Genomic DNA, 22805 nt, shown 5'->3' with positions numbered 1-22805 from the left:
GTCACCTGTAAATTTCCTTCGTATGAATAATTTGCAAGAAATCGAACAGGCTGTCAGCCAACTATCAGCAGAGGAGCTTGCCGATTTCCGAGCGTGGTTTGCAGAATTCGATGCAGCAGCATGGGATCGACAGTTTGAGGAAGATGTCGCAGCAGGTCGGCTCGATCGTCTGGCTCAACAGGCACTGCAACACTTACGTGAAGGACGTTGTACTGACTTGTGAGATATCGTGCGACTCCTGATTTTTGGTATCACTATCGACAGCTACCAAACGAGATTCAGGAACTAGCTGATCGGTGCTATGAGTTGCTGAAACAAAATTCTCGATATCCGTCGCTTCACTTCAAAAAGGTAGGTTCGTTCTGGTCGGTACGGATCGGAACACACTATCGTGCCTTGGCAGTAGAAGAAAATGATGACATTGCCTGATTCTGGATTGGAACCCATGCAGAATATGACCGATTGTTGCAGGGTGGTTAATGCCAGCTAACACTTAATAAGAATTAAGCTCGATTGAGAGTTGAGTTCAACATATTAAAGTTTCGATATATTGAACTCAAATTGGATTTGAGGTATGTTGAGATGATGAGAATCTACTCGGTCTCCAACAACTCATGGCAGATATATTCAGCGTTGCAGATAAAGTTGTTTGCATCACGGGTTCTAGTAGAGGCTTGGGCAAAGCTATTGCGCGAGGTTTTGCCGATCGCGGTGCAAAAGTAGTTATCTCGTCTTGGAATTCAGAAGAGTTAGAAACTACCAGAGACGAGTTTCGATCGCAGGGGCTAGAAGTCGATGCTGTTGAAGTTGATGTCAGTAAACGCGATCGTTGCCAGCAACTCGTAAATCGAACAATAGAGCATTATGGGGCGATCGATGTCTTAATTTGCAATGCTGGCATTGATATTATCAAACCTGCCGAGCAATACGAAGCGGAAGAATGGGACAAAATTCTCGATATTAACTTGCGAGGATACTACTTCTGCGCCCAATTTGCCGCTCAACACATGCTCGCTCGCGGCGCTGGTAGTATCATTATGACTTCTTCTATTGCTGGTGCTGTCGGAATACCCGGGTTAGTCCCTTATGCCGCTTCTAAAGGGGGGATTAATCAAATGGTGCGAACAATGGCTGTGGAATGGGCGCAAAAAGGAGTAAGAGTTAACGCCGTCGCGCCTGGATACATTGACAACAGGATGGCAGGCGTTGAGCATAACGAAAACGATCCGTATCAGCAGCGGGTAACGAGGTTTACGCCGATGGGAAGGCGAGGAAAAGTAGAAGAATTTCTTGGGGCATATATTTTCCTTGCCAGCGATGCGGCTTCATACATTACAGGCGAGGTGCTGTATGTAGACGGGGGCTATCATGCAGCGTGAATAAAAAATTATTTGCTCTATTCGTAACTCTCATCCTCTGGGGTTCTGGCTTTGCGGGTGTGCGGGCAGGTTTACGCAGCTACAGTCCCGAACATTTAGTAGCCTTGCGCTTTGCGATCGCCTCCCTTGTCCTGCTAGGTTATGCATATCTGACGCGGATGCGTTTGCCGCAAGTCAAAGACTTACCCGCGATCGCCCTGGGTGGATTTTTAGGTATTAGCGCTTACCATTTATGTTTAGCATTTGGACAACAAACTGTCACCGCAGGTGCAGCCAGTCTTCTAAATGCTTCTAGCCCAATTTTTACTGCTTTGTTGGCAATAACTTTTTTGGGTGAAAAATTGACAGCACGGGGATGGTTGGGAATTGTCATTAGTTTCATTGGTGCTGCTTTAATTTCACTGGGAGAGATACGAGGATTTCACTTCAACTTCGGCGCGGTGCTGATTTTGTTAGCTGCCATTTCTCAGGGAATTTATTTCATTTTACAAAAACCGCTGTTTCAAAAGTACGGTGCGTTTGAGCTAGCTACTTATACAATTTGGAGTGGCACGATCGCGTTACTAGGGTTTTTACCAGATACAGCATCAGTGCGGCTAGCTTCCTTAGAATCAACTCTAGCGATCGCCTATTTAGGTATTTTTCCCGCTGCGATCGCTTATATGACTTGGACTTATACCCTATCGCAAATTTCCGCCGCCAAAGCCGCTAGCTATCTTTATCTCGTGCCATTTCTCGCAATTGCGATCGCTTGGATCTGGCTGCAAGAATTACCCAGTTTGTTATCTATAGTTGGTGGAATAATTACACTTACGGGTGTCTTCTTAGTCAATCTCCAAGAAACATAAATTAGCTGGCACAATCGTTAGATAGTTTTATCAGGTGGGCAATGTCCACCATACATTTAGAAAAATTAACAAAACGAAGCAAAAACTTAGTTAACATACCTTTCGATTTGGGTATTTTATCAAGAGAGAGCAGGGAGCAGGGAAGAAGAGAGCTGAGGGAGAAAAATTAGTTTTGATTTTTGACTTTTAACTTTTAACTTTTGAGTTATGCAAATTAAAATTTTTAATTCTCGTCAGCTAAATGAAACGCAAGAAGTTAATCTCTTCCTAACAACAAACAATTTACAAAAAGAGTGTTCGATTGGTCGCTCTCCTTCTGCAAGTTTAGTTTTAGATAGTGCTGATGTTAGTCGGTTACATGGAAAAATCATTCAGGAAGGTGGCAATTATTACTTTATTGATATTGGAAGTAGAAACGGCTCGATCGTCAATGGAAAATTAGCTGAAATTAATCAAAAATATCTTCTTAAACCTGGAGATATATTACGGATTGGAGCATTCGTACTGATTTTGGAAGAAGTAGATGTAATTCGGCAAGACTTAGCCGAGACAGTTTTTAGTCACACTCATGCTGTAGCAATTTCCGATCGCCAAAACCTACAAGAGCAATTTTCTATTGACGAGATTCAACTTGATGAGAGTGGTAGTGATGCAGGAGAAGCAACTGTAATTCAACTACCATCTATTGTCCCTGAAGCCACAGAAATTCCTCTGAGCGATCGCCCGACTCAGATCGAATTAGATAAAATCGATCCAATTCTAGAATTAGATCCGTGGCAGGATCTTGAATCAGAAGCAAAAATTGAGCGTGTCTCAACTCCAAAGTCATTAGTACCAAAGTCAGCAATGCCACAGTCAGCAGTGGTAAAAAAAGATACTACCACCAATGCAGCGTCAACTTTTGGATCTGGAAAATACATTGCGCTAATGGCACACGATCGCCAAAGAGCGGAATTAGCACAGTTTGTTGCTCAGCATCAAGAATTCTTGTCTCAACACTTGACTATTACGACTCCTGCCACGAGTGCAACTTTACAGCAAGCTGGTATAGCAGTATCAGCAGAAACGCCAGCTTTACCGCTCGGAGGATACCAAGCGATCGCTAATTTGGTCAACTCTGGCAATGTTTTGGCTACGATCGTGTTACAAGACATCCTAGAACTTCCACGCTCGGAACAGGAAACTCAGGAAGCCTTAATGCGATCGTGCCATCTCAACCAAGTTTTACTAGCTACTAACCTTGCTACCGCAGAAGCGATCGTGCATTATCTCAGAAGCATTCATCGGCTCACTAATAGATAGCAGTCAGTAGTTGGTAAGAAGTCAAAAGTCAAAAGTCAAAAGTCAAAAGTCAAACGTAGTTTTTCTCCCCCAGCTCCCTTAGCTCTCTTCTTCCCTACTCCCTGCTCCCTACTCCCTACTCCCTCATAAGGGTTGCAACTGCGAACCAATCAGCGTACCAGCAGCATCTTTGTTAATCGGTTTGGCGAAAAAGTAGCCTTGTCCGTATTGGCATTCCAAAGCGTTGAGTTGTGCTAGCTGAGCCGCAGTTTCTACGCCAGTAACCGTTGTCTCTACACCCAAGTTGCGAGAGATCGCCACGATTGTTCGCAAAATCTCTAAGCTCTCTTCATCAGTATCAATTTGATTGACGAGGGAACGATCGACGCTGAGGCGATCGAATTTTTCATAGCACATGCGATTGGGTAGCCTTTGCAGTAAGCTCAAAAATGAATAGCCGATACCCAAATTATCAATTTGCAACTCTACGTTTAAGGCTTTGAGTTCTATTACCCTTTGATTCGCAAATTCAATATCCGATAAGATGGCGCTTTCAGGAATTTCCAGACGCAAATTTCGAGGATTCAATCCAGTCTGTTCTAGAACTAGCCCCAACTGCGCCACCAAATTTGGATGAGCGAACTGGGTGTTGGAAAGATTCACGCTCACAGTCAAAGGAATTTTGGGATAGCACTCTTGCCACAGGCGTAGCTGTTGACAAGCTTGCCGCAACGACCACCAGCCGATAGTTGAGATCGCATCTGTTGCTTCTAGAGCAGAAATAAAGTCCGTAGGTGAAACTATACCTTGCGTGGGGTGCTGCCAGCGTAAGAGCGCTTCAAACCCAACAATTCTATTGGTTTGCAACACAACAATCGGTTGGTAGTGAATCTCAAATTCACCCTGCTCGAATGCTTGCTCAATTTCCTGTAGCTGAATTTTGGACTGGCGATCGAGTGCAGCAATAGGTGTATCTAGAATATGCTGCCGCTTCGATCTTGGAACGATAAGTTCATCCAGCAGTTTTTCTTGGCTTGCAGGTAATTGTTTGGGAATTGGAGAGTTTTGTGGCTTATATTCAGGTACGAGCTGTTGTAATAAGAAGGCGATCGCCGGAGCATCATTTTGCCGCGCGGCATCGCACAGTGCTTCTACCAAAGAATTTAAAGTTTTTGGCGTAAAGTTACTGGCATTTTTGACAATCAGAATTTTTTCGTGTTCTGTCTTTTCGTACTGTTCGCCAGGAATAAACAGTTCTTCAAATAGCTTTTCTCCTGGTCGCAACCCGGTAAACTGAATCTTAATGTCTTTATTGACCTGCAATCCAGACAGCCGAATCAAATCTTTCGCTAGATCCACAATCTTCACTGGCTGTCCCATATCTAGCATTAATATGGCTCCGCCACAGCCAACAACTGCCGCTTGCAAGACTAATTGCACGGCTTCGGGAATGGTCATGAAATAGCGTCGAATATCGGGATGAGTAACGGTAATCGGTCCCCCTTTAGCAATTTGTTGCTTGAAGGTAGGCACGACACTACCTCTGCTACCCAGCACGTTACCAAATCGGACGACGACATAGGGTTTGCCGCTCTTTTGCGCTGCTTGCAGAACGAGCATTTCGGCAGTCCGCTTGCTAGCTCCCATAATATTAGTTGGGTTGACTGCCTTATCCGTAGAAATCATTACGAATTGGTTGACATCGTATCTCAGCGCCAGATCGAGCAGGTTTTTCGTCCCCAAGACGTTGTTGGTGATCGCTTCTGGTGAGTTTACCTCCATCAGGGGTACGTGCTTGTGCGCGGCAGCATGAAAAACGATATCTGGGCGAAATTGGTCAAAAGCATACTCTAAGCGCGATGGAAAGCGAATATCGGCGATAAAAGCGCGCAGGCGTGGCATATATCCCTGCAACGCGCCGTCTTGCCGTAGCACTTCCATGACTCGTTCTAATTCTTGTTGGATGTAAAAGACCGAATTTTCGCCGTGTCCTATCAGCATGATTTCTGCCGGACGACAGCGAAAGACTTGACGGCAAAGTTCGCTACCAATCGACCCACCTGCGCCAGTGATGAGTACTTTCTTACCTGTTAATAACTGCGAGACTTTTTGCCCGTCTGTTTGAATTGGTTCCCGACGCAATAAGTCTTCAATTTTGATTTCGCGAATGCTTTCGATCGCCACGCGACCGTTGAAACCGTTGACGATCTCGCTGACGCTAGGTAAAGTGCTGGTACGCACACCGCTCGATTGGCAGATATCTAAGATCTCGCGAATGACTTCGCCAGGGGCGCTCGGCATGGCGATCGCGACGCGATCGACGCGCAAGGATCGAACAATTTTCGGGATCTGATGGCGATCGCCAACTACAGGTAAATTGCGAATTCTTAATTGAAATTTCGCTGGATCGTCGTCGATAAAAGCGATGGGGTAAAGATTGAAGTGTGGGTTCTGCTGCATCTGTTGGGCAATTGTCACGCCTGCATTACCTGCACCAACAATTAGCAAGCGTTCGCTACTTTTAGGTTGAGCCTGCCTGTGGTTTGCTCTTTCGACCACTCGAATGCTCAAGCGAAGTCCACCTACGAAGATTAGGCTGAGCATTCCATCTAGCAGCGCTAGCGATCGCGGCAAGACAGCGGAAAAATTAGACCAGTTATTGAAGGCATAGACAATTATTGTTTCGAGAACAATCGCTGCTAGCGTCAGCATGACGATTTGTGTCAGCTCGTCAATACTAGCGTAGCGCCAACACCGTCGATAAAAACCAAAACTATATAAGATGCTCAGTTTTACGATGATAAATAGGGTAGAGACGATCGCTAACTGAAGCCCATGAGTGTTGAGGGTTTCAACAATGTTAAATTCGTCCAAGCGCAGGCTTAGTGCTAGGACTGGCGCGATCGAAAATACGATTGTATCGAGAATAATAAAATGTCGATTTCTGATTCCCAATAAAGCTTTGGATACTTGTTCTACTATGATTTTCATTTTGTTGACAGGTGCTTCGGAAATTGAAGAGTTTAAGCTTCATTTACTTAAGAGTTTGCAGCAGATACTAGATGCAATTTTTGCACGAATACTTATCTCTGCTTTCCATCACTACAGTCTGCAATCGGAGTAAACCTCAGAAAAATTTAGGCATTTTACGCCCGATTCAGGATATTGCGATATTTTTGAAATCTGAAAAAACATGAGGAATCTAGTGCTTAGATATCTCTAGCACAACGACAGAATGCTCGCCAAATTAGACCAAGCTTCTCGTCCATTTTTTCAGAAAAAGCTAATACGCTCTATTTTAATTGAATGGATTTTAACGTTGTAGATAAATCAATAATATGATGCCAGGATTTACATTAGCATCTTTTAACCTTGCTAGTTCGATCGCGAAAAATTGAGTTATTAACCGTTGATTTTATTTTTGTGCTCCTCCTTTCCGATCTATGCAATACTCGCTAAGAGTTTACCACAACTTTCACGCCCCTTGAAAGAATTTTTACCGCAGATTCATAGAATTTTGAGTTTTCATGTTGCTGAATCTCAGTAAATCTACAGTTGCTAAAGCATTTTTAGATACATATACTTCGTCAAAAGAAAAACTACTACTTCACCCAATCTAGTTCAAATTCGATCCGGTTTTAGAGCGATACTGCAAATTTCGACACGATTTTTGCTGATGTAGTTGCACCGAGTTAGATGAGATTGGACGTGGGGAGACATCACAGCCACCTGGACTTACAGCCACTATACCAATTTAAAAAGGTAAATTTTAACTAAAATATTAGTAACACTTAACTAGCAAAACTCGCAAAAACAGACAGAGTTTAGATTTGTCTGAAGAAAAGGCAGCTGGCTATTAAAAATGCTCTAAAAACTCTAAAAATAAGATCAGAAGTATAGTTTTATAAAAACTCGATCGAGCTGAAGTATCTATCAAATACTAAAGCTAAAGCCAATCGTACTGAGTCTTGATTTTAATAGGTTGGAGAGACAAAAGGGAAGTCTCCAAGTCAAAAGTCAGAAGTCAAAAGATTCTACACCTCAAATCGCGGATTACCGATCGCCGATCGCGTGGCAGTATAGATAAAGAATACGTCAGCCATGTCGTAGATCGACAGCAGCCGCAGTGCAGATTACTTTTTTAGGAACGAGTTCCGGTGTACCGACGCGATCGCGTAATGTTTCTAGTGTTGCCCTTCGCCTACCGCAACGAGCAGAAGTCTGGCTATTTGACTGCGGGGAAGGAACTCAGCATCAGATTATGCGGAGTGACTTAAAAATTAGCCAAATTAACCGCATTTTCGTCACTCACATGCACGGCGATCATGTTTTTGGCTTAATGGGATTGCTAGCCACCTGTGGTTTGGCGGGTAGTCCGCACCGAATTGATATTTACGGTCCGCCAAAGTTAGAAGAGTATCTCCGCGCCTGCGGTCGCTATTCTCAAACTCATCTATCTTACCCGCTGCACGTCCATACAGTACAGCCTGGGATGGTTTACGAAGATGAAGAATTTACAGTGAGTTGCGATCGCTTAGAGCATCGCGTCCCCGCTTTTGGCTATCGGATTGCTGAAAAAGATCGTCCTGGGCGGTTTGATGTCGAAAAAGCCAAGGCGCTAAACATCCCTCCTGGGAGAGTATACGGTCAACTAAAGCGGGGTGAAACGGTAACTCTCAATGACGGGCGGGTGATTCGGGGAGTCGATCTATGCGGTGACACAGAAGCAGGGCGCAAGCTAGCATACTGTACTGATACAATTTTCTGCGATGGGGCAGTTGCTCTTGCCCAAGGTGCGGACGTACTAATCCACGAAGCGACATTTTCTCATATCGATGCAGAACTCGCTTTTCAACGTTTGCATTCCACATCAACAATGGCAGCACAAACAGCATTAGCTGCCCAAGTAAAGCTACTGGTTATGACACATTTTAGCCCTCGCTACGCCCCTGGGAATGACATTCAATTACAACACCTTCTAGAAGAAGCGCGGGCGATCTTTCCCAATACTGAAATGGCACACGACTTTTTAACTTATGAAATTCCCCGTCGTCGTCAACCAGAAGGAGAAAAGCAAGCGGCAAAGGTCTAGTTGAGCTGCGTGCCTAATTTATTTAAGCTATCTAACCGCGATCGCGCATTGACATCAGCCGTTGTTGTATGTCTTTGAGTCTAACTTGGGAATTGACTGGCGATCGCGGCTGCGGAACGTCAAGGTTGGGCCAATTCAATAAGTCGTTGCAAGGACAACAAGCAGGAGGCATTCCCACATGACGCATGGGTACGGGCATAGCGCAACGGGCGCAAGGAGACACATCCCATTCTGGCGTGAGTAAATCGGCTACTGATTCCTCTGTTGCCTCCAAGTAACAGTCGCCTGCATCAGGTGCGCTAATGCGTTGCCAGCACTCTTCAAAAGCTTGGCTGTAGCGATCGCCTTCTATCACTGGTTGTGGTAGCAAGCGTTCTTGTCCGTCACGAATGACGACATGCTTACCTAACTGAAACCAGTATGCGAGATATCTTCTAACGTCTTGTGTGGATGCCATTTTAAGAAGGGAGTAGGGAGTTGCTAGTTGCTAGTGGCTAGTGGCTAGTGGCTAGTAGTAGAATTCTTCATCTAGTCACTAGTCACCAGCCACTAGTCACTCTCTTGCTGATAACTGATAACTGACTCTATGCTATCGTTTCTCATTTAAAGGGGTAGGTAACGGGGAACCTAGTAGACTGAGGTTGAGGACGTGTCCGCCTGCGATGAGGTAAACGGAGTTGGCAACAGCTCCTAAGCGACGGACTAATTGACCCAAGCGATCGCGAAACAGCCTACCGCTTGCATAAGCTGGCACTACGCCCCAGGCAGCTTCTTCTGCTACAACAATTACATCTTTGTTGTCTAAGCGCTCTAAACTTAAGATTAAATTTTGCTCCGTTGCTGCCCAAGTAATGCTATCCTGCTCCAGCAAATTCGCTACCCACGTTCCAAGCGAATCGACTAGCAAGCAGCAAGAGGAGGGAGCTGTGGTGATTGTTTCGATCAAGTTTTCTGGCGCTTCTACGGTTAACCAGTCAGCAGGACGGCGATCGCGATGTTGAGAGATCCGCTGTTGCCACTCAGGATCGTCGGCATTGGTTTGAGCCGTCGCAATGTAAATCACCGATTTTCCAGATTGCATTGCTAGAGTTTCTGCCCATTCGCTTTTACCAGATTTAGTTGGTCCAGTAACGAGTACAATTCGACTCGAAGGAGAAGTTGGCATCATTGCTGTAAGTCGTAAGTCGTAAGTCGTAAGTCGTAAGTCGTAATTAAAACACGCACCACTCACTACACCCCACAACGCCAGTTGCTCATGGGGGGAACCCCCAAGACCGCACTGGCTCCCCCACACCCTATTGATTACTAGCCACTAGCCACTAGTCACCAGCCACTAAATATAAACACATGAAACAGGCACTACAACGCATTCACGCAACTTTAGACCAACTAGAGACGCTCAAGCAGTCTACCACTGAACCGTCTCCTGTAACCGATCGCCCGCTCTCATTTCAGATTTTGCCAGTAGCGCCAAAAGTCGATCTACCTCCGCCATCAGCAGAGAGCGAACGTCCCCATTCACCCCAGTCACCACAGTTACCCCAGTTTTCTACTAGCAGCGTTGAACCGTCACCAACAACGACAATTCAAGTAGAGCGATCGCCGTCAGCACCAATTGTCGATTTAGAACGAATAGCACAGAGAATTCAAGCACTCTACTACGAAGGTCCAATTGTTGATGCTTGGATCGATTCTTATCCAACTGCTCCAGAATCGGACGACGAGATCGAGGAAATCGTGTTTGAACGTCCAGATTTATTGACAACAGATTCATCTGGTAGTCTCGATCGCTCGTTATCTCCAACTAGCTATCGTGTTTGCGGTTTCGATGCCTCTGGTGAGCAATGGTCTTATCCTTGTCCTCTCGATCAATTGTTGGAGCTGAGTGTAGCGATCGCTCGCTATCACAAAATACAAGAACTTTTAGCACAAAAACGACAACTAGAATCTCAGATCGAATCAAATGCGATCGGAGAGAATATTAATAACTCCTGAAAGTCTAATTTAGCAATTTGTGCTGAGGTTATCTATGAATATCTCGCAAGTCGAGCTACCAACCGATACCTGGGTGAAAGCTAGTTGGGATGAGTACGTTCAGATCGTTGAAAATCCGCAGTTAGAAAAAGCTAAGGGCTACTATTTTAACGATAGGATGAGAATTGAAATGCCTCCAGTGGGAAATGACCATGCTAGCGACCACTCAATAATTAATTACGCCGTTCACTTATGGGCGGCGATAAAAGGTATAGATTTAAATGGGAAAGACAACTGTACCTACCGGAAAACAGGTATTCGAGAAGCACAGCCCGACGTGTCTTACTATATTGGTGGCAATGCCGAAGCAATTCCTTGGGGAACGACAATTATCAATCTCGATCTTTATCCACCACCAACTTTAGCGATCGAGGTGGCTAATACTTCTCTATCAGATGATAAAGGCGAAAAGCGTCTGCTTTACGAACAACTAGGAGTAGCGGAATATTGGATTGTAGATGTAAAAAATATTGAAATTTTTGCTTTTTCTGTTGCCAATGGTGGTAGTAGAAGAATTACTCAGTCTCAAGTTTTACTAGGTTTAGAAATTGCTTTATTAGAAGCAGCTTTGCGGCGAACTCGTGAGATGAATCACGGTAGAGTTAGCGCGTGGTTATTATCTCAGTTTCAACAATAGTTAGATTTGCAGCTTTGCTTCTCTTCACAAATTAGTGTTGGCAAAGGTAGAAATAGTTGCATCTTCTGATAAACTATGCCTCATACTGTTCTTACAGGGTAGAAGTTGCCAAATTGGAATAGTGCAACGCTATGGGTTGCCAGGTTGGTGTCAGGTAGTTGAATTTAACATAAAATATTAAGTTTTGCGATGATTAAAACTTTTTTAGGTATCTGTTCCCACAAACCAGAGGAGAGGTGGGAATGGATGTAAGCTTGATCGCGTCTAACGTCCTGAGTCCGCCAGTGCTGTTCTTTTTTCTGGGGATGTTAGCTGTTTTTCTCAAATCAGATTTAGAAATTCCTCAACCATTACCTAAACTTTTTTCGCTTTATCTCCTATTTGCCATTGGGTTTAAAGGAGGAAACGAACTTGTCAAAAGCGGAGTCAGCCAAGAAGTCATACTCACACTTTTGGCAGCGGTGATGATGGCTTGTATCGTGCCGATTTATACATTTTTTATTCTCAAAGTCAAACTCGACTTATATAACGCAGCTGCGATCGCGGCTACCTATGGTTCTATCAGTGCTGTCACCTTCATTACTGCTGGTTCTTTTCTGACTGAACTGGGAATCGATTTTAGCGGTTACATGGTAGCGGCTTTAGCTTTGATGGAATCCCCAGCAATTATTGTCGGACTGCTTTTGGTGAAACTATTTGCGATCGACAAGGAAGATGGCGATTTTTCTTGGTCGGAAGTTTTGCAAGAGGCTTTTCTTAACAGTTCGGTTTTTCTTTTAGTTGGTAGCCTAATAATAGGTGCAGTGTCAGGAGAAAAAGGCTGGAAGGTAGAAGAACCATTTACTCAAGGCATATTTTACGGAGTCCTGACCTTCTTTTTGTTAGATATGGGATTAGTTGCTGCTGGAAGAATCAAAGATTTAGGTAAAACTGGTACGTTTTTGATTTCTTTTTCTATATTGATACCAATAGTTAATGCGGCAATTGGCATACTTTTAGCAAAAGCGATCGGGATGCCGCAAGGAAATGCACTGTTATTTTCGGTGTTGTGTGCGAGTGCGTCTTATATAGCGGTTCCAGCTGCTATGAGGATGACGCTACCAGAAGCCAATCCCAGCCTTTACGTTACTGCCGCTCTAGCACTGACATTTCCCTTCAATATCATTGTGGGAATTCCTTTGTATTTGTACGGCATCAACCTGCTTTGGGGGTAGAAATTATGCACGCGGTCAAAAGAATAGAAGTCCTCGCGGATTCGGTAGAACTGCCAAAAATTTTAGCAGGCTTTGATAAAGCAGGCATCATCGGACACACTGTCATCCGCAATGCGATCGGTAGAAGTCCTGGTGCAGATGCAACACAGCTTGATAATGTCTACATTATTGCTTTTTGTATGCCAGAACAGATTAAGCCAGTCATAGAAAATGTGCGACCGATTCTGAATAAATTCGGCGGTGCTTGTTATATCTCCGATGCGATGGAAATTCGTTCTGTTAGATGTATTGCTTCGCTTTAATCAGTTATCAGTTATCAGTTATCAGTGACTGGTGGCTAGTGACTAGTGGCTGGTGGCTAACGTGCTGCTGTCTAGTTACTTGCTTTGTTAGGAAGAATTATGAGTCGTCAGAATAAGTTTATCGATCGCCGTCAGTTTTTAAAGATAGCGGGTGTTGGTGTTAGCGTTGCTGCGAGTAGCTTACTTGGTGGCGAACCAGCACAAGCCGCAGTTATAGAGGATATTGAACCAGATAGTCCTAATACAGCATTGCAAAGGTTGCTAGCGGGAAATCAACGTTTCGTGCAGCAAAAGCTGGAACATCCGCATCAATCGCAGACACGCTTGCATGAAGTGGCTACAGCACAGCATCCGTTTGCGACTCTCCTGAGTTGTGCTGATTCTCGGGTTCCGGCGGAAATTTTGTTCGATTTGGGAATTGGCGATTTGTTTGACGTGCGGATTGCTGGGAATATCGTGACTGCTGAAGCACTTGGCAGCCTAGAATATGCCGCAGTAATGTTAGGGACTCCCTTAATTATGGTACTAGGTCACGAGCGATGCGGTGCAGTGACAGCAGCAGTCAAAGGCAAGCCACTCCCCGGACAAATTAGTAGTTTTGCAAAAGCGATCGAACCCGCGATAACTACGTTAAGCTCCGCTAACGCGCAACTTAATAATAAATCAAATAGTAAATCAGAAGACGATTTAGTTGAAAATGCAGTTGTGGCAAACGTGCGCTATCAAGTGAAAAAATTAGAGCAATCCGATCTTTTAATGCAACTGGTACGAGAAGGCAAACTGCAAATTGTTGGGGGACGATACGATCTAGACACGGGAGAAGTCGCGATCGTGACTTGAGGTTTAAAAATTTCAACTTGCAAAAGTCACGCGATCGCCAATCTTCAGCCGATCTTCAATTGGCTTTTGGAGATGAGCGATCGCCCCCAAATACCAACCGACTCTTTACAAGTCAAGTGGACTATGCACCCTCGACCACCCCGATTTAAGACGTGGGTGGAAATCATCGTTAGGCTGCTAGCTGTTCAGTGGGGATAGCAGCCTGAAAGTTATCTGCGAGCATTCAGAGCCAAGCTATTCGTATTTTGTAGTATTTTGTAGTACGATTGGTGTGGTTGACTAACCCTATAACCATTGCACATGATTCGACTGCTCTGATTGCCCTAGCAGATGCAACTGGGCTTTTTCCACCGAGTGGATTAGAGTTATTGCGCCAGATGTTGAACGATTCTTTGGGAGGCAACAGTGACACAGATCCCTTCTGGATTACTGACAAAGTGTTGAACGCAGACTAGATCGCTATCTGGGGCAGTGAGCGACAAATGAGCCTAACAACCCTGTTGGAGCGGACTACCGAAAGATTTTGATGGAGTTGTCAAGGTTACTTGTAGCTGCTCAACAGGAACGTTAAGTGTTCAATTACTAAGAGAATACACTGACAGAAATGACTATGCTGATTGAATTGGATAGTGACAACCGAGAGTCCGTACGGAGGCTGTTCGATCGTTATCCGTGCCTGCGTGGTTTTGTCGCAGCAGCCATCGAAGGTGGCATGGGGAAGGTCTTTGCAGATTCACAAGAGGAGCCTTGTGTAGCCCTCGCCGTGCTTGATTTTCATTTCCTGGCAGGCGATCCACTCCACGCAAATGCCCAGCAGCTCTTCAAGTTGCTGTAGCCTGGGGGGATGTTGATTGCCCCCACCCCAGCGTGGCAGCATCTGGTCGCCGCGACCTATCCGAATGCGTTGACTGTAGATCGTCGCGAAGCCTTTCAGGCAGACAAGTTCGATGTCGATAAGTTGAGGAGGTTTTGTCAGGCACTGTCCAGCGGGTTTGAACTGCGGCAAGTGCGCCTCGAAGAGGTGGCGCAATTCGCCGCAGACCTCGATCCTTGCCTGGTCGGCAGTTTTGGCAGCTTTCGTTCTCACGAAGAGTTTATTACCCAGGGAGTCGGTCTGGGCATCCTGCATCAGGGCATGTTTGTCTCCGGCGCTTCCTCCGCAGCGGTTGGCGGGAGAAAATTGGAGATCGAGATCCAGACCCACCCTCAGTTTCGTCGCCGTGGGTTGGCTAGAGCTGTCGCGGCAGCCCTGATACTGTATTGCCTCGAACGCGGGTTAGAGCCATGTTGGGATGCGGCGCATGAGCCGTCTTCAGCCCTCGCGCGACAACTGGGGTTTCGCTCGACGGGGAAATACGAGGCACTGAACCTGCCGGACGATGAGGGTGCCGCAAGCTGATGCCTCACGGCGCACCGAACAAGGCAGTGGGCCCGACTGCCTACAGCGTCCGTTTCCGCTTCCGGCGGCGGCTCATCGCCAGCGGTATCTGTATTTAGAAATTTGGCACAGGATTAGACTTTTCCTCTTACTATGCAGTAAGCAATATCAATTTATTTAAACCAAGGTTTTTCAGGGCGAGTTAACATATAGCCGTCGCGATCGCGCCCTTCCACTTTAAAATGACGATCGCGCCGCTTAGCTTGTCGGGACTTTTATGATATTACTATCGAAGAGTATACCGCCTTTGACATCACTTTTTAGCCTCTATCTATTCACGTCCAAACAATCGCGAAGTTGTAAATCGATCCGTCCAATTTTCGAGATCGGCTATACTTATTTGTTACTCTAATGGATCTTTTATATTTGCCGGATAAGGCATCAACAGTAGAACGGGCGCTCGAAACTGATGAAGCAACGGCAACTATATTGATGAATCAGCGAATTTAGGCTCTGGAGGCAAAACTGACATGACTATTACTGCTATTGAATTACCGATAGAAAAAATTGCTGAATTTTGCGATCGCTGGCAAATTACCGAGTTTGCTCTATTTGGTTCCGTCCTGCGCGATGGCTTCCGCCCCGACAGCGATATTGACGTGATGGTGCAATTTCACCCAGATGCTCGCCCTACGTTCAGTACTTTGGATCGGATGGAAGCAGAGTTAAAAACCATTTTCCAGCGAGACATTGACTTAATTACCCGTCAGGGCGTTGAAACCAGTCGTAATTACCTACGCCGCCAAGAAATTCTTTCCTCTGCTCAAGTGATTTATGCAACGGGATCTTCAATTCTTGCTTGATATGCTGCAATCTGCAGAACTCATCATCATCTACACTGCTCAATGCTCGAAAGGTGAGTTTGTGAAAAATGTGCAGCTTCAAGATGCAGTAATTCGACGATTGCTGGTGATTGCCGAAGCCGCAAGACGAGTTTCCGAAGCAACCCGACAGACCTTGCCAAACGTTTCATGGCAAGAAATTAACGGAATGCGAAATCGGTTAGTACATGAATACGATGCTGTCAACTTCAACATCGTTTGGAATGTCGTGCAAAATGAGATACCGATCTTGATTGAAGAATTGAAGACACAAATTCCTCCTGAAACGTAAGTTAGGCGAGGTAACTGGGCAAGGGACAGGCTTCACCAATAGCTGTAGAGAGAGTGGCGATCGCACCCTTCCATCCTAAAACAATGCGATCGCCTCTCACCATCTACCTATTCACATCCGACTATCTATTTACATCCAACAACCGCGAAGTCATAAACCGATCCATCCAATTTTCGAGGTAAGTAATATTTGCCTGCTGTTCTGACGGATCTTGAGTATTTGCTGGATAAGGCATCAGTCCTAAAATTGCGGCTGTGGTGACGCAAAACATCGACTTTTGGAAAGTCATACAAATTTGTACCCGCAAGTCATCTTCTCCGCGCTTAGTGCGACGATAGACTTCATGCAGATATTCGGGTAAGTAATGCCGCATATCTTGCATCAACAGCGTCGGAGGAATACCAGCACCACCAATCGGTAAAGGATCTGCATACAACGCACCGTAAGCAAATCGCGCTTGATCGGGGGAAATTTGATGTGCTTGAGCGTTATAAGAAACTGTACCTTGGAACGGCGTACCTCGAAAGAAAACTGCCTCGACGTAGGGTACGGCTGTATCGGGAAGGAAAGTTAAACCCGCGCTTTTGGGAATAATTTCGTAGTCTTTGCCTTTAATGTTTACCGTGTAAGTAATTGGTGTATTAGCATCGGCAACCAAACCATTTAAGATATGCTCGACTACCTGCGGAATAGTTTTGATTTCACCGCGATCGTAGCGATCGCTCAGCTGCAAAAACATATCGCTCATGACGTGCCAAAATTGACCCAAGCCGCTGTAATAAGCTTGCTGGCGCACCAATTCCGGTAAAAATTCGGGGAAAAGTTGGTTTACTCCCAAAACCAAAGGATTGTTTTTAAACTTTGCTTGAATGGCTGCTGCTGCTCGTTCTTTAAATTCCAGCGTGTCTAAATAAGCATCCAAACCGCCGCCACCATGCCAAAACATAGCTTTCATGCAATATTCGGCGTACTCAAAATTGATCCGATCGTGCCACCAATGACGGAGTAATTTGCTAATAGAAAATTCCCCATTGAAATACTTGAAAAAGGGGAAAAAGACTAAAAACTGATTTTCGGAAATATAGGTTAAATTTCGCCAGTAGGCATCTAAAACCACACCGTAGCTTTTGAGGATTCCTACAACTTCTAAAACATTTTCAGGAGTATCTGCGAGTAAAGCTTCTCCGGTTTGTAACCTTTGAATATATTCTGCTAAAGGATGGCTGGTAGGCTTGTTAGTGATGCTGACCATATCAGTTATCAGTTATCAGTTATCAGTTGTCAGTTATCGGCGTACAGACTTTGCGTATATGTCTGTACATAGCGCTCGGCAAATGGCTTTATTATTGGCGGAACAGAACTTTATATTTAATTCTTCCATACATCGGTTGGCAAAATCTGCCCCTATGGATGTGAATCTTGCCAGTAGGGACAGATGTTAGTCAAACTAATTTACGATCGCGGATTCTTGACCGCTAGATGAGCGATCGCCTCTACATTATTTACCATTGCCGTAGTTGTGCGTTCGCTCCAGCGGGACATCCAACTCGGTTGAATCCCCAGCACTACAATTAGTATTGCTAAAGCGATCGCGGGAAGGCGATCCGACCAGTAAACTTTAGGTAAATTCTCAACCTGGGGCGATAGCCGTCCGAAAAAGGCGCGGTTCACCAAGAGTAAGAAATACACCGCAGTCAAACCAGTCCCCACCATACTGAGGAGAGTTTGGGTAGGGAAGACGGGAAAACTGCCGCGAAAAACGAGAAACTCTGCCACAAACCCCACCATACCAGGAATTCCAGCGCTTGCCATCACGCCCAAAATCATCAAGCTGCCAATGACAGGTAAACCTCGTTCGGGGTTGAGTAGTCCTCTTAACACTTGAGTATCCCGACTACCAGCTTTTTCGTAAACTACCCCTACTAGTAGAAACAGAAGTGCTGAAATCAAACCGTGACTGATCATTTGCAACACTGTTGCTAAAATACTCAAAGGTGTCGCCGCCGCTGCTGCCAGTAACACGTAACCCATGTGACCGATAGAGCTATAGGCTACCATCTTTTTCATATCAGTTTGGGCAATCGCGCAGGAAGCCCCATACAGCACGCTGACGACTGCCCAAGTTGCTAGCCAAGGGGCAAATGCTGCCCAAGCCTCCGGTAACAAGTCCATGCCAAAGCGCAACAAACCGTAGGTTCCCAACTTCAACAGCACCCCCGCCAACAGCACGGAAACGGGTGTAGAAGCCTCGACGTGAGCATCTGGTAGCCAGGTGTGAAAGGGAACTAGGGGGATTTTAATCCCGAAACCGGCAACAATTGCCCCTAGTAAAATCAATTGTGTTGTCAACGGTAAACTCAAGGCAGCAGTACGTAAAGGTTCGTAAGCAAAAGAACCCGTCCCACTTAATAAAACCAGACCCAAAAAGGCAGCTAAAATCAGAATGCCCGAAATTGCTGTATAAATTAGAAACTTCGTCGCTGCATAGCCGCGTCTTGCGCCACCCCAAATCGCAATTAACAAATACAGGGGAATCAATTCCAGTTCGTAGAACAGAAAGAATAGCAAGAGATCCTGAGACAGGAAAGCTCCAGCAACACCCGTATTGAGTAGCAGAATCAGAGAATAGTAGAATCGCGATCGCGCCACTTGGTTATTGGTGCTGTAAAGTGCAACGCAAGTGAGTAAGCCATTCAACACCAATAATGGGAAAGATAACCCATCCACACCGAGGCGATAGCTCAAACCCAAAGCATCTATCCAAGGTAGTGCTTCTTGAAACTGAAAAGCACCATCCCCAGGATCGAATCGAAACCCGAGAACAATACTCCAAATAAATGTAGCAGCAGTAACTGCTAAAGCAATATAACGCGATCGGCTCTCACCTGGAGGCAAAACCCAGATTAGCACCGCACCTAAGACTGGTAAGCAAATGAAAGCACTGAGCATCTGTGAAGGAGTGAGGAGTGAGGGGTGAGGGGTGAGGGCTGGATTCTTTATCTAGTGGCTAGTCGCCAGCCACTAGCCACTACTTACTGAAAAATGTATCCTAAAGACCAGCTGATAATTAAGCCGAGCAGACCGACTCCGAGGAGGATGGTGAGCATATAGGCTTGCGATTGACCGGAGATGGTGTACTTCAAGCTTTGACCGCTAAAGATGGTGACAATGCCAACTAAATTTACTAAGCCATCTAAGATGTAGCGATCGATCCAGGCGGAAATTTTGGAGATCGAATTCACTGCCAAAACAACGGTGACTTTGTAAACCTCATCTACATAGAAATCGTAGCCCAACAAGTCTTGCAAAAATCGCCATTGCAATTGCACGGGTCGCGACCAAGCTTTATGTAGGTATATTGTCGAGCCGATTGCTAGTCCTAATCCACTTGATGCCATTAAGAGAGTGACTGCTTGCCAGTTGGTGTTTTCCCAACTCGGTAACAATCCCCACTGCTGTAACATCAACGGAACTAGCAGAGTTACTATTGTCAGCGATACCATAGGTAAAGCCATGTGCCACATGACCTCTGGAGCGCGGCGAGTTTTTGGCTGCGGGTCGCCCCAGAAAACGAGTCGGAAGACGCGAGTGAGATTGAGTGTCGTTAAACCATTCACTACGAGCAACACGCCGACAACCCAAGGGCTAACTATCCAAAAGCCGTTTGCCCACTGCACCATTGCCCAGAAGCTACCCAGGGGAATGAGCGTCACCAGTCCGGCTGCACCGACGACAAAAGCCGTTGTGGTCGCAGGCATCCGCGACCACAAACCTCCCATTTCCGTTAAATCTTGGGTGTGCGTAGTGGCAATGATCGAGCCTGCACTCATAAATAGTAATGCCTTGGCGATCGCGTGGGTAAATAGCAACATCAGCGCTACGCCACCCTGCTGCAAACCTACCGATAAAAATACCAGTCCCATGTAGGCGCTAGTGGAATGGGACAGCGCCCGCTTAATATCAATTTGGGCGATCGAAACTAACGATGCTCCTACTGCCGTTACCGTGCCGAGAATGACTAAAATTTCAGATGCTACAGGTGACAGTGCCAATATGGGTTGCAATTTATACAACACATATGCCCCACCCGATACCACCATCGAGTTTCGTAGTACAGAAGCGGGGTTTGGACCTTCCATTGCCTCGTCTAACCACAAATGCAAAGGAAATTGAGCGCACTTCCCGGCTGGTGCGGCAATTAAAGCTATGCCTAGTAGCGTTGATGTTAAAGGTGATAGTTGAGCTGTTTGCGCCCATTCATTCAAGTCGGAGAAGTTGAGGCTACCAGCGAAGGAAGCGAGGGTCACAACTCCCATCAATAACAGTATGTCCCCCACTCGTTTTGTTAAAAAGGCATCCCTTGCCGCTGTCACTACTAACGGCTGAGCGTACCAAAAGCCGACCAGCAAATAAGTAGAAAGCGTCAGCATTTCCAGTAGAGCGTAGCTGAGGATCAAGGAATCGCTCAAAGCCAAGCCCGATAGCGCTGCCTCAAAAAATCCCATCAAGGCAAAAAACCGCGCTATGGCATAGTCTTTCTCCATGTATCCCAAGGCGTAAATCTGTGCCAGCAAGCTCAAACCAGTAATGAGAACTGCTGCACCAAGGGTGACTGGCGACACGTCCAACGCAAAAGATAAATCTAAGTCGGCAGCTTTGAACCAGGTAAAGAGAAAGCTTTGCGGTTCTCGATCCCACATATCCCTGAAGAGGATAACGCTGTGGATAAAAGCTACCACAGTCATCAATAAATTTAGGTAAGCAGCAGGTCTAGGTCCAGTGCGACGCACTATTCCCATTGCCCAAGGTAAGGTGAGGACTGCACCAATCAAGCCATAGAAGGGAACCCACCAACTATTTATGAATAAAAACTGCGTCATTTGCAATTTTCCCACTTATTTGCAACTAAAAAAAAATTTATTTGGGGGCAATTCTAGTGTTCTCAGTAGAGACGTTTGAATTGTTTTAATTTCTGTTTGTCAATCTCGTTTGGACTATTTTCGTTCTCTGAATGTTTTTGTTATTAATAGTTTTTCCTTGCAAAATGTAGCCGGGTGAGTATTTTCTCAAATGATTTGCACTCTTGCCAAAATTCACTCTTTGTATTAACCATGTCAAACTGATTTAGCTTGAGTGTAGGCAATTATAGCACCCAAGCAGGCGAGATTTCGTCGGTCAGTGGCTATTGGTCAGTAAAAACTCCTAGAGCCATCAGACGTGACCTTCGGCAATCGCTCTAGAGGATGAAGTGGATGAGGTATAAGTTTGCTTTATCTAAATGTAATTAAAAAATTATAAAACAAAAGTAGAATAGCGATAAACAGGGGCGGTTTAGATGTCAGATCGAGCGAAAAATACACCGTTAAGTTTTTTTAAACATTCTCATTCAAAATTATCATAATGATTTATATTGTCAGGGGAGCAAAGCTTCCCTATGCTTATTTCAGGAAGACTTTTTTCTAATTAAGAATGGGTATTCTCGTCAAAAATTTACTGTCAAACTAAATCCACTAGGTTTACTTACGCGCCATCAAGGAGAAGAGTAAAAATGCCGATCGCGGTTGGAATGATTGAGACTAAGGGCTTTCCCGCAGTTGTTGAAGCAGCTGATGCGATGGTAAAAGCTGCCCGTGTCACTCTAGTGGGTTACGAGAAAATTGGTAGCGCTCGCGTCACGGTGATCGTGCGGGGCGACGTTTCAGAAGTACAAGCTTCGGTTTCCGCTGGCATTGAAGCAGCTAAACGAGTCAATGGTGGTGAAGTTCTCTCCACCCACATCATTGCCCGTCCCCACGAAAACCTCGAATACGTACTGCCAATTCGCTATACCGAGGCTGTAGAACAGTTCCGCACTTAGCCGCAATAAATCCTCAGCTTTCAGTTTTTCAGTTTGATAACCTTACGCTACTTTCAGTTACGGAGTAAAACAAAATGGCAATCGCAGTAGGAATGATTGAAACGTTGGGCTTCCCCGCAGTTGTGGAAGCAGCTGACGCGATGGTAAAAGCAGCTCGCGTCACTCTGGTGGGCTATGAAAAGATCGGTAGCGGTCGAGTCACGGTGATCGTACGAGGCGACGTTTCGGAAGTGCAAGCTTCGGTATCCGCTGGTATAGATTCCGTCAAGCGCGTGAATGGCGGACAGGTCTTGTCTACCCACATCATCGCTCGTCCTCACGAAAACCTAGAATACGTGCTGCCGATTCGTTATACAGAAGCTGTAGAACAGTTCCGCGAGAGCGTCAGCGGTATCCGTCCTTACAACAGACCGTAACCCTGAATGCAAATCGCTCAAGTTCGGGGTACGGTCGTCAGTACCCATAAAGAACCGAGTTTGCGAGGAGCCAAGCTACTGCTGTTGCAATTTATCGATGCTGACGGTCGCCTGCTACCCGAATATGAGGTAGCAGCCGATTGGATAGGTGCTGGTGTGGATGAGTGGGTTTTAGTTAGTCGCGGCAGTGCTGCCCGTCAGATCGAGGGCAATCAATCGCGTCCCCTAGATGCATTGGTAGTAGGAATTATCGATACTGTCAGCGTAGACAATCGCAACCTGTACAGCAAAAGAGAGCAAGATCGATCGAGCTTTCCTTAGGCGATCGCGGCAAAGTCAATTCATAGCAACAGG

Annotated in this window: 24 protein-coding genes and 1 pseudogene; 19 read left to right on the top strand and 6 right to left on the bottom strand. The window is 45.6% G+C overall.

Annotated elements, in window-relative coordinates; all coding sequences use genetic code 11:
- Window positions 1-22 precede the first annotated feature (22 nt).
- The 5 genes from QH73_RS14760 to QH73_RS14740 all read left to right on the top strand — a co-directional run bounded on the left by QH73_RS14760 (window position 23) and on the right by QH73_RS14740 (window position 3529).
- Window positions 23-223 (top strand): hypothetical protein, encoded by a 201-nt coding sequence (locus QH73_RS14760; RefSeq protein WP_039713193.1) that lies wholly within the window; start codon window positions 23-25, stop codon window positions 221-223.
- Window positions 220-429: a hypothetical protein gene (locus QH73_RS14755; RefSeq protein ID WP_132867050.1), complete on the top strand. Its 210-nt coding sequence runs from the start codon at window positions 220-222 to the stop codon at window positions 427-429. Before QH73_RS14760 ends, QH73_RS14755 begins: the two co-directional genes overlap by 4 nt.
- A gap of 185 nt (window positions 430-614) precedes the next feature.
- Window positions 615-1379: an SDR family NAD(P)-dependent oxidoreductase gene (locus QH73_RS14750; RefSeq protein WP_039713194.1), complete on the top strand. Its 765-nt coding sequence runs from the start codon at window positions 615-617 to the stop codon at window positions 1377-1379.
- Complete coding sequence (locus QH73_RS29180; protein WP_039713195.1) at window positions 1376-2227, top strand: DMT family transporter; 852 nt, start codon at window positions 1376-1378, stop codon at window positions 2225-2227. The genes QH73_RS14750 and QH73_RS29180 overlap by 4 nt, the downstream gene beginning before the upstream one ends.
- Window positions 2228-2434: 207 nt before the next feature.
- A complete protein-coding gene (locus QH73_RS14740) occupies window positions 2435-3529 on the top strand; it encodes an FHA domain-containing protein (RefSeq protein WP_052289725.1) in 1095 nt (364 codons plus the stop codon).
- 123 nt (window positions 3530-3652) lie between these two features.
- On the opposite strand, the gene QH73_RS14735 is transcribed toward QH73_RS14740, so the two are convergent.
- Window positions 3653-6499: a polysaccharide biosynthesis protein gene (locus QH73_RS14735; protein ID WP_039713196.1), complete on the bottom strand. Its 2847-nt coding sequence runs from the start codon at window positions 6497-6499 to the stop codon at window positions 3653-3655.
- Between the two features lie 977 nt (window positions 6500-7476).
- Here QH73_RS14735 and QH73_RS14730 point away from each other — a divergent pair.
- Entirely contained in the window at window positions 7477-7653 is a 177-nt protein-coding gene (locus QH73_RS14730) for a hypothetical protein (RefSeq protein ID WP_165587703.1), read from the top strand.
- Window positions 7635-8600, top strand: a complete 966-nt coding sequence (locus tag QH73_RS14725) for a ribonuclease Z (protein ID WP_039713197.1) — start codon at window positions 7635-7637, stop codon at window positions 8598-8600. Before QH73_RS14730 ends, QH73_RS14725 begins: the two co-directional genes overlap by 19 nt.
- A gap of 31 nt (window positions 8601-8631) precedes the next feature.
- Here the strand turns inward: QH73_RS14725 and QH73_RS14720 are convergent, their stop codons facing one another.
- Both QH73_RS14720 and cobU read right to left on the bottom strand, forming a co-directional pair.
- Complete coding sequence (locus QH73_RS14720; RefSeq protein ID WP_039713198.1) at window positions 8632-9057, bottom strand: hypothetical protein; 426 nt, start codon at window positions 9055-9057, stop codon at window positions 8632-8634.
- A gap of 132 nt (window positions 9058-9189) precedes the next feature.
- On the bottom strand, window positions 9190-9765 hold the full coding sequence (gene cobU / locus QH73_RS14715; protein ID WP_039713199.1) for a bifunctional adenosylcobinamide kinase/adenosylcobinamide-phosphate guanylyltransferase: 576 nt from the start codon (window positions 9763-9765) through the stop codon (window positions 9190-9192).
- A 182-nt stretch (window positions 9766-9947) separates the two neighbouring features.
- Between cobU and QH73_RS14710 the strand changes: the two genes are divergently transcribed.
- From QH73_RS14710 to QH73_RS14665, 8 genes and pseudogenes are all read left to right on the top strand, one after another.
- Window positions 9948-10595 (top strand): hypothetical protein, encoded by a 648-nt coding sequence (locus tag QH73_RS14710; protein ID WP_052289727.1) that lies wholly within the window; start codon window positions 9948-9950, stop codon window positions 10593-10595.
- Window positions 10596-10629: 34 nt separating this feature from the next.
- Complete coding sequence (locus tag QH73_RS14705) at window positions 10630-11271, top strand: Uma2 family endonuclease (RefSeq protein ID WP_015157002.1); 642 nt, start codon at window positions 10630-10632, stop codon at window positions 11269-11271.
- A 242-nt stretch (window positions 11272-11513) separates the two neighbouring features.
- Window positions 11514-12485: a sodium-dependent bicarbonate transport family permease gene (locus QH73_RS14700; protein ID WP_039713200.1), complete on the top strand. Its 972-nt coding sequence runs from the start codon at window positions 11514-11516 to the stop codon at window positions 12483-12485.
- Between the two features lie 5 nt (window positions 12486-12490).
- Window positions 12491-12787 carry a P-II family nitrogen regulator gene (locus QH73_RS14695; RefSeq protein ID WP_039713201.1) on the top strand — a complete coding sequence of 99 codons (297 nt, stop codon included), beginning with the start codon at window positions 12491-12493 and terminating at the stop codon, window positions 12785-12787.
- 99 nt (window positions 12788-12886) lie between these two features.
- Window positions 12887-13627 carry a carbonic anhydrase gene (locus tag QH73_RS14690; RefSeq protein ID WP_039713202.1) on the top strand — a complete coding sequence of 247 codons (741 nt, stop codon included), beginning with the start codon at window positions 12887-12889 and terminating at the stop codon, window positions 13625-13627.
- A 604-nt stretch (window positions 13628-14231) separates the two neighbouring features.
- Window positions 14232-15026, top strand: a pseudogene (locus QH73_RS14675) (GNAT family N-acetyltransferase).
- Between the two features lie 509 nt (window positions 15027-15535).
- Window positions 15536-15868: a nucleotidyltransferase family protein gene (locus tag QH73_RS14670; RefSeq protein ID WP_039713205.1), complete on the top strand. Its 333-nt coding sequence runs from the start codon at window positions 15536-15538 to the stop codon at window positions 15866-15868.
- 1 nt (window position 15869) lies between these two features.
- Window positions 15870-16178 carry a HepT-like ribonuclease domain-containing protein gene (locus QH73_RS14665; RefSeq protein WP_201278145.1) on the top strand — a complete coding sequence of 103 codons (309 nt, stop codon included), beginning with the start codon at window positions 15870-15872 and terminating at the stop codon, window positions 16176-16178.
- Window positions 16179-16299: 121 nt separating this feature from the next.
- Here the strand turns inward: QH73_RS14665 and QH73_RS14660 are convergent, their stop codons facing one another.
- Complete coding sequence (locus tag QH73_RS14660; RefSeq protein WP_039713207.1) at window positions 16300-17430, bottom strand: CO2 hydration protein; 1131 nt, start codon at window positions 17428-17430, stop codon at window positions 16300-16302.
- Between QH73_RS14660 and QH73_RS14655 the strand changes: the two genes are divergently transcribed.
- Window positions 17420-17620 (top strand): hypothetical protein, encoded by a 201-nt coding sequence (locus QH73_RS14655; RefSeq protein WP_132867048.1) that lies wholly within the window; start codon window positions 17420-17422, stop codon window positions 17618-17620. The genes QH73_RS14660 and QH73_RS14655 overlap by 11 nt on opposite strands.
- Before the next feature lie 10 nt (window positions 17621-17630).
- Here QH73_RS14655 and QH73_RS14650 read toward each other — a convergent pair whose 3' ends face one another.
- On the bottom strand, window positions 17631-19127 hold the full coding sequence (locus QH73_RS14650) for an NADH-quinone oxidoreductase subunit M (RefSeq protein WP_039713208.1): 1497 nt from the start codon (window positions 19125-19127) through the stop codon (window positions 17631-17633).
- 83 nt (window positions 19128-19210) lie between these two features.
- Window positions 19211-21058 carry an NAD(P)H-quinone oxidoreductase subunit F gene (locus QH73_RS14645; RefSeq protein WP_039713209.1) on the bottom strand — a complete coding sequence of 616 codons (1848 nt, stop codon included), beginning with the start codon at window positions 21056-21058 and terminating at the stop codon, window positions 19211-19213.
- 668 nt (window positions 21059-21726) lie between these two features.
- On the opposite strand from QH73_RS14645, the gene QH73_RS14640 reads away from it, so the two are divergent.
- From QH73_RS14640 to ccmL, 3 genes are all read left to right on the top strand, one after another.
- Window positions 21727-22035: a carbon dioxide-concentrating mechanism protein CcmK gene (locus QH73_RS14640; protein WP_015153092.1), complete on the top strand. Its 309-nt coding sequence runs from the start codon at window positions 21727-21729 to the stop codon at window positions 22033-22035.
- Window positions 22036-22109: 74 nt separating this feature from the next.
- A complete protein-coding gene (locus QH73_RS14635; RefSeq protein WP_015153091.1) occupies window positions 22110-22451 on the top strand; it encodes a carbon dioxide-concentrating mechanism protein CcmK in 342 nt (113 codons plus the stop codon).
- A 6-nt stretch (window positions 22452-22457) separates the two neighbouring features.
- Window positions 22458-22772, top strand: coding sequence for a beta-carboxysome shell vertex protein CcmL (gene ccmL / locus QH73_RS14630; protein ID WP_039713210.1), 315 nt, complete (start codon window positions 22458-22460; stop codon window positions 22770-22772).
- Window positions 22773-22805 lie beyond the last annotated feature (33 nt).

Source organism: Scytonema millei VB511283 (assembly GCF_000817735.3).
Classification (GTDB): domain Bacteria; phylum Cyanobacteriota; class Cyanobacteriia; order Cyanobacteriales; family Chroococcidiopsidaceae; genus Chroococcidiopsis; species Chroococcidiopsis millei_B.
Note: the sequence above shows the minus strand (reverse complement) of the source record. Positions and strands in the feature narration are given on the sequence as shown.

Coding starts and splice junctions, on each gene's coding strand:
- QH73_RS14665 (WP_201278145.1), top strand. CDS start 15,870: ATGCTGCAATCTGCAGAACTCATCATCATCTACACTGCTCAATGCTCG.
- QH73_RS14650 (WP_039713208.1), bottom strand. CDS start 19,127: ATGCTCAGTGCTTTCATTTGCTTACCAGTCTTAGGTGCGGTGCTAATC.
- QH73_RS14645 (WP_039713209.1), bottom strand. CDS start 21,058: ATGACGCAGTTTTTATTCATAAATAGTTGGTGGGTTCCCTTCTATGGC.
- QH73_RS14750 (WP_039713194.1), top strand. CDS start 615: ATGGCAGATATATTCAGCGTTGCAGATAAAGTTGTTTGCATCACGGGT.
- QH73_RS14660 (WP_039713207.1), bottom strand. CDS start 17,430: ATGGTCAGCATCACTAACAAGCCTACCAGCCATCCTTTAGCAGAATAT.
- QH73_RS14700 (WP_039713200.1), top strand. CDS start 11,514: ATGGATGTAAGCTTGATCGCGTCTAACGTCCTGAGTCCGCCAGTGCTG.
- cobU (WP_039713199.1), bottom strand. CDS start 9,765: ATGCCAACTTCTCCTTCGAGTCGAATTGTACTCGTTACTGGACCAACT.
- QH73_RS14705 (WP_015157002.1), top strand. CDS start 10,630: ATGAATATCTCGCAAGTCGAGCTACCAACCGATACCTGGGTGAAAGCT.
- QH73_RS14690 (WP_039713202.1), top strand. CDS start 12,887: ATGAGTCGTCAGAATAAGTTTATCGATCGCCGTCAGTTTTTAAAGATA.
- QH73_RS14710 (WP_052289727.1), top strand. CDS start 9,948: ATGAAACAGGCACTACAACGCATTCACGCAACTTTAGACCAACTAGAG.
- QH73_RS14640 (WP_015153092.1), top strand. CDS start 21,727: ATGCCGATCGCGGTTGGAATGATTGAGACTAAGGGCTTTCCCGCAGTT.
- QH73_RS14695 (WP_039713201.1), top strand. CDS start 12,491: ATGCACGCGGTCAAAAGAATAGAAGTCCTCGCGGATTCGGTAGAACTG.
- QH73_RS14740 (WP_052289725.1), top strand. CDS start 2,435: ATGCAAATTAAAATTTTTAATTCTCGTCAGCTAAATGAAACGCAAGAA.
- QH73_RS14655 (WP_132867048.1), top strand. CDS start 17,420: ATGCTGACCATATCAGTTATCAGTTATCAGTTATCAGTTGTCAGTTAT.
- QH73_RS14760 (WP_039713193.1), top strand. CDS start 23: ATGAATAATTTGCAAGAAATCGAACAGGCTGTCAGCCAACTATCAGCA.
- QH73_RS14720 (WP_039713198.1), bottom strand. CDS start 9,057: ATGGCATCCACACAAGACGTTAGAAGATATCTCGCATACTGGTTTCAG.
- ccmL (WP_039713210.1), top strand. CDS start 22,458: ATGCAAATCGCTCAAGTTCGGGGTACGGTCGTCAGTACCCATAAAGAA.
- QH73_RS14635 (WP_015153091.1), top strand. CDS start 22,110: ATGGCAATCGCAGTAGGAATGATTGAAACGTTGGGCTTCCCCGCAGTT.
- QH73_RS14670 (WP_039713205.1), top strand. CDS start 15,536: ATGACTATTACTGCTATTGAATTACCGATAGAAAAAATTGCTGAATTT.
- QH73_RS14735 (WP_039713196.1), bottom strand. CDS start 6,499: ATGAAAATCATAGTAGAACAAGTATCCAAAGCTTTATTGGGAATCAGA.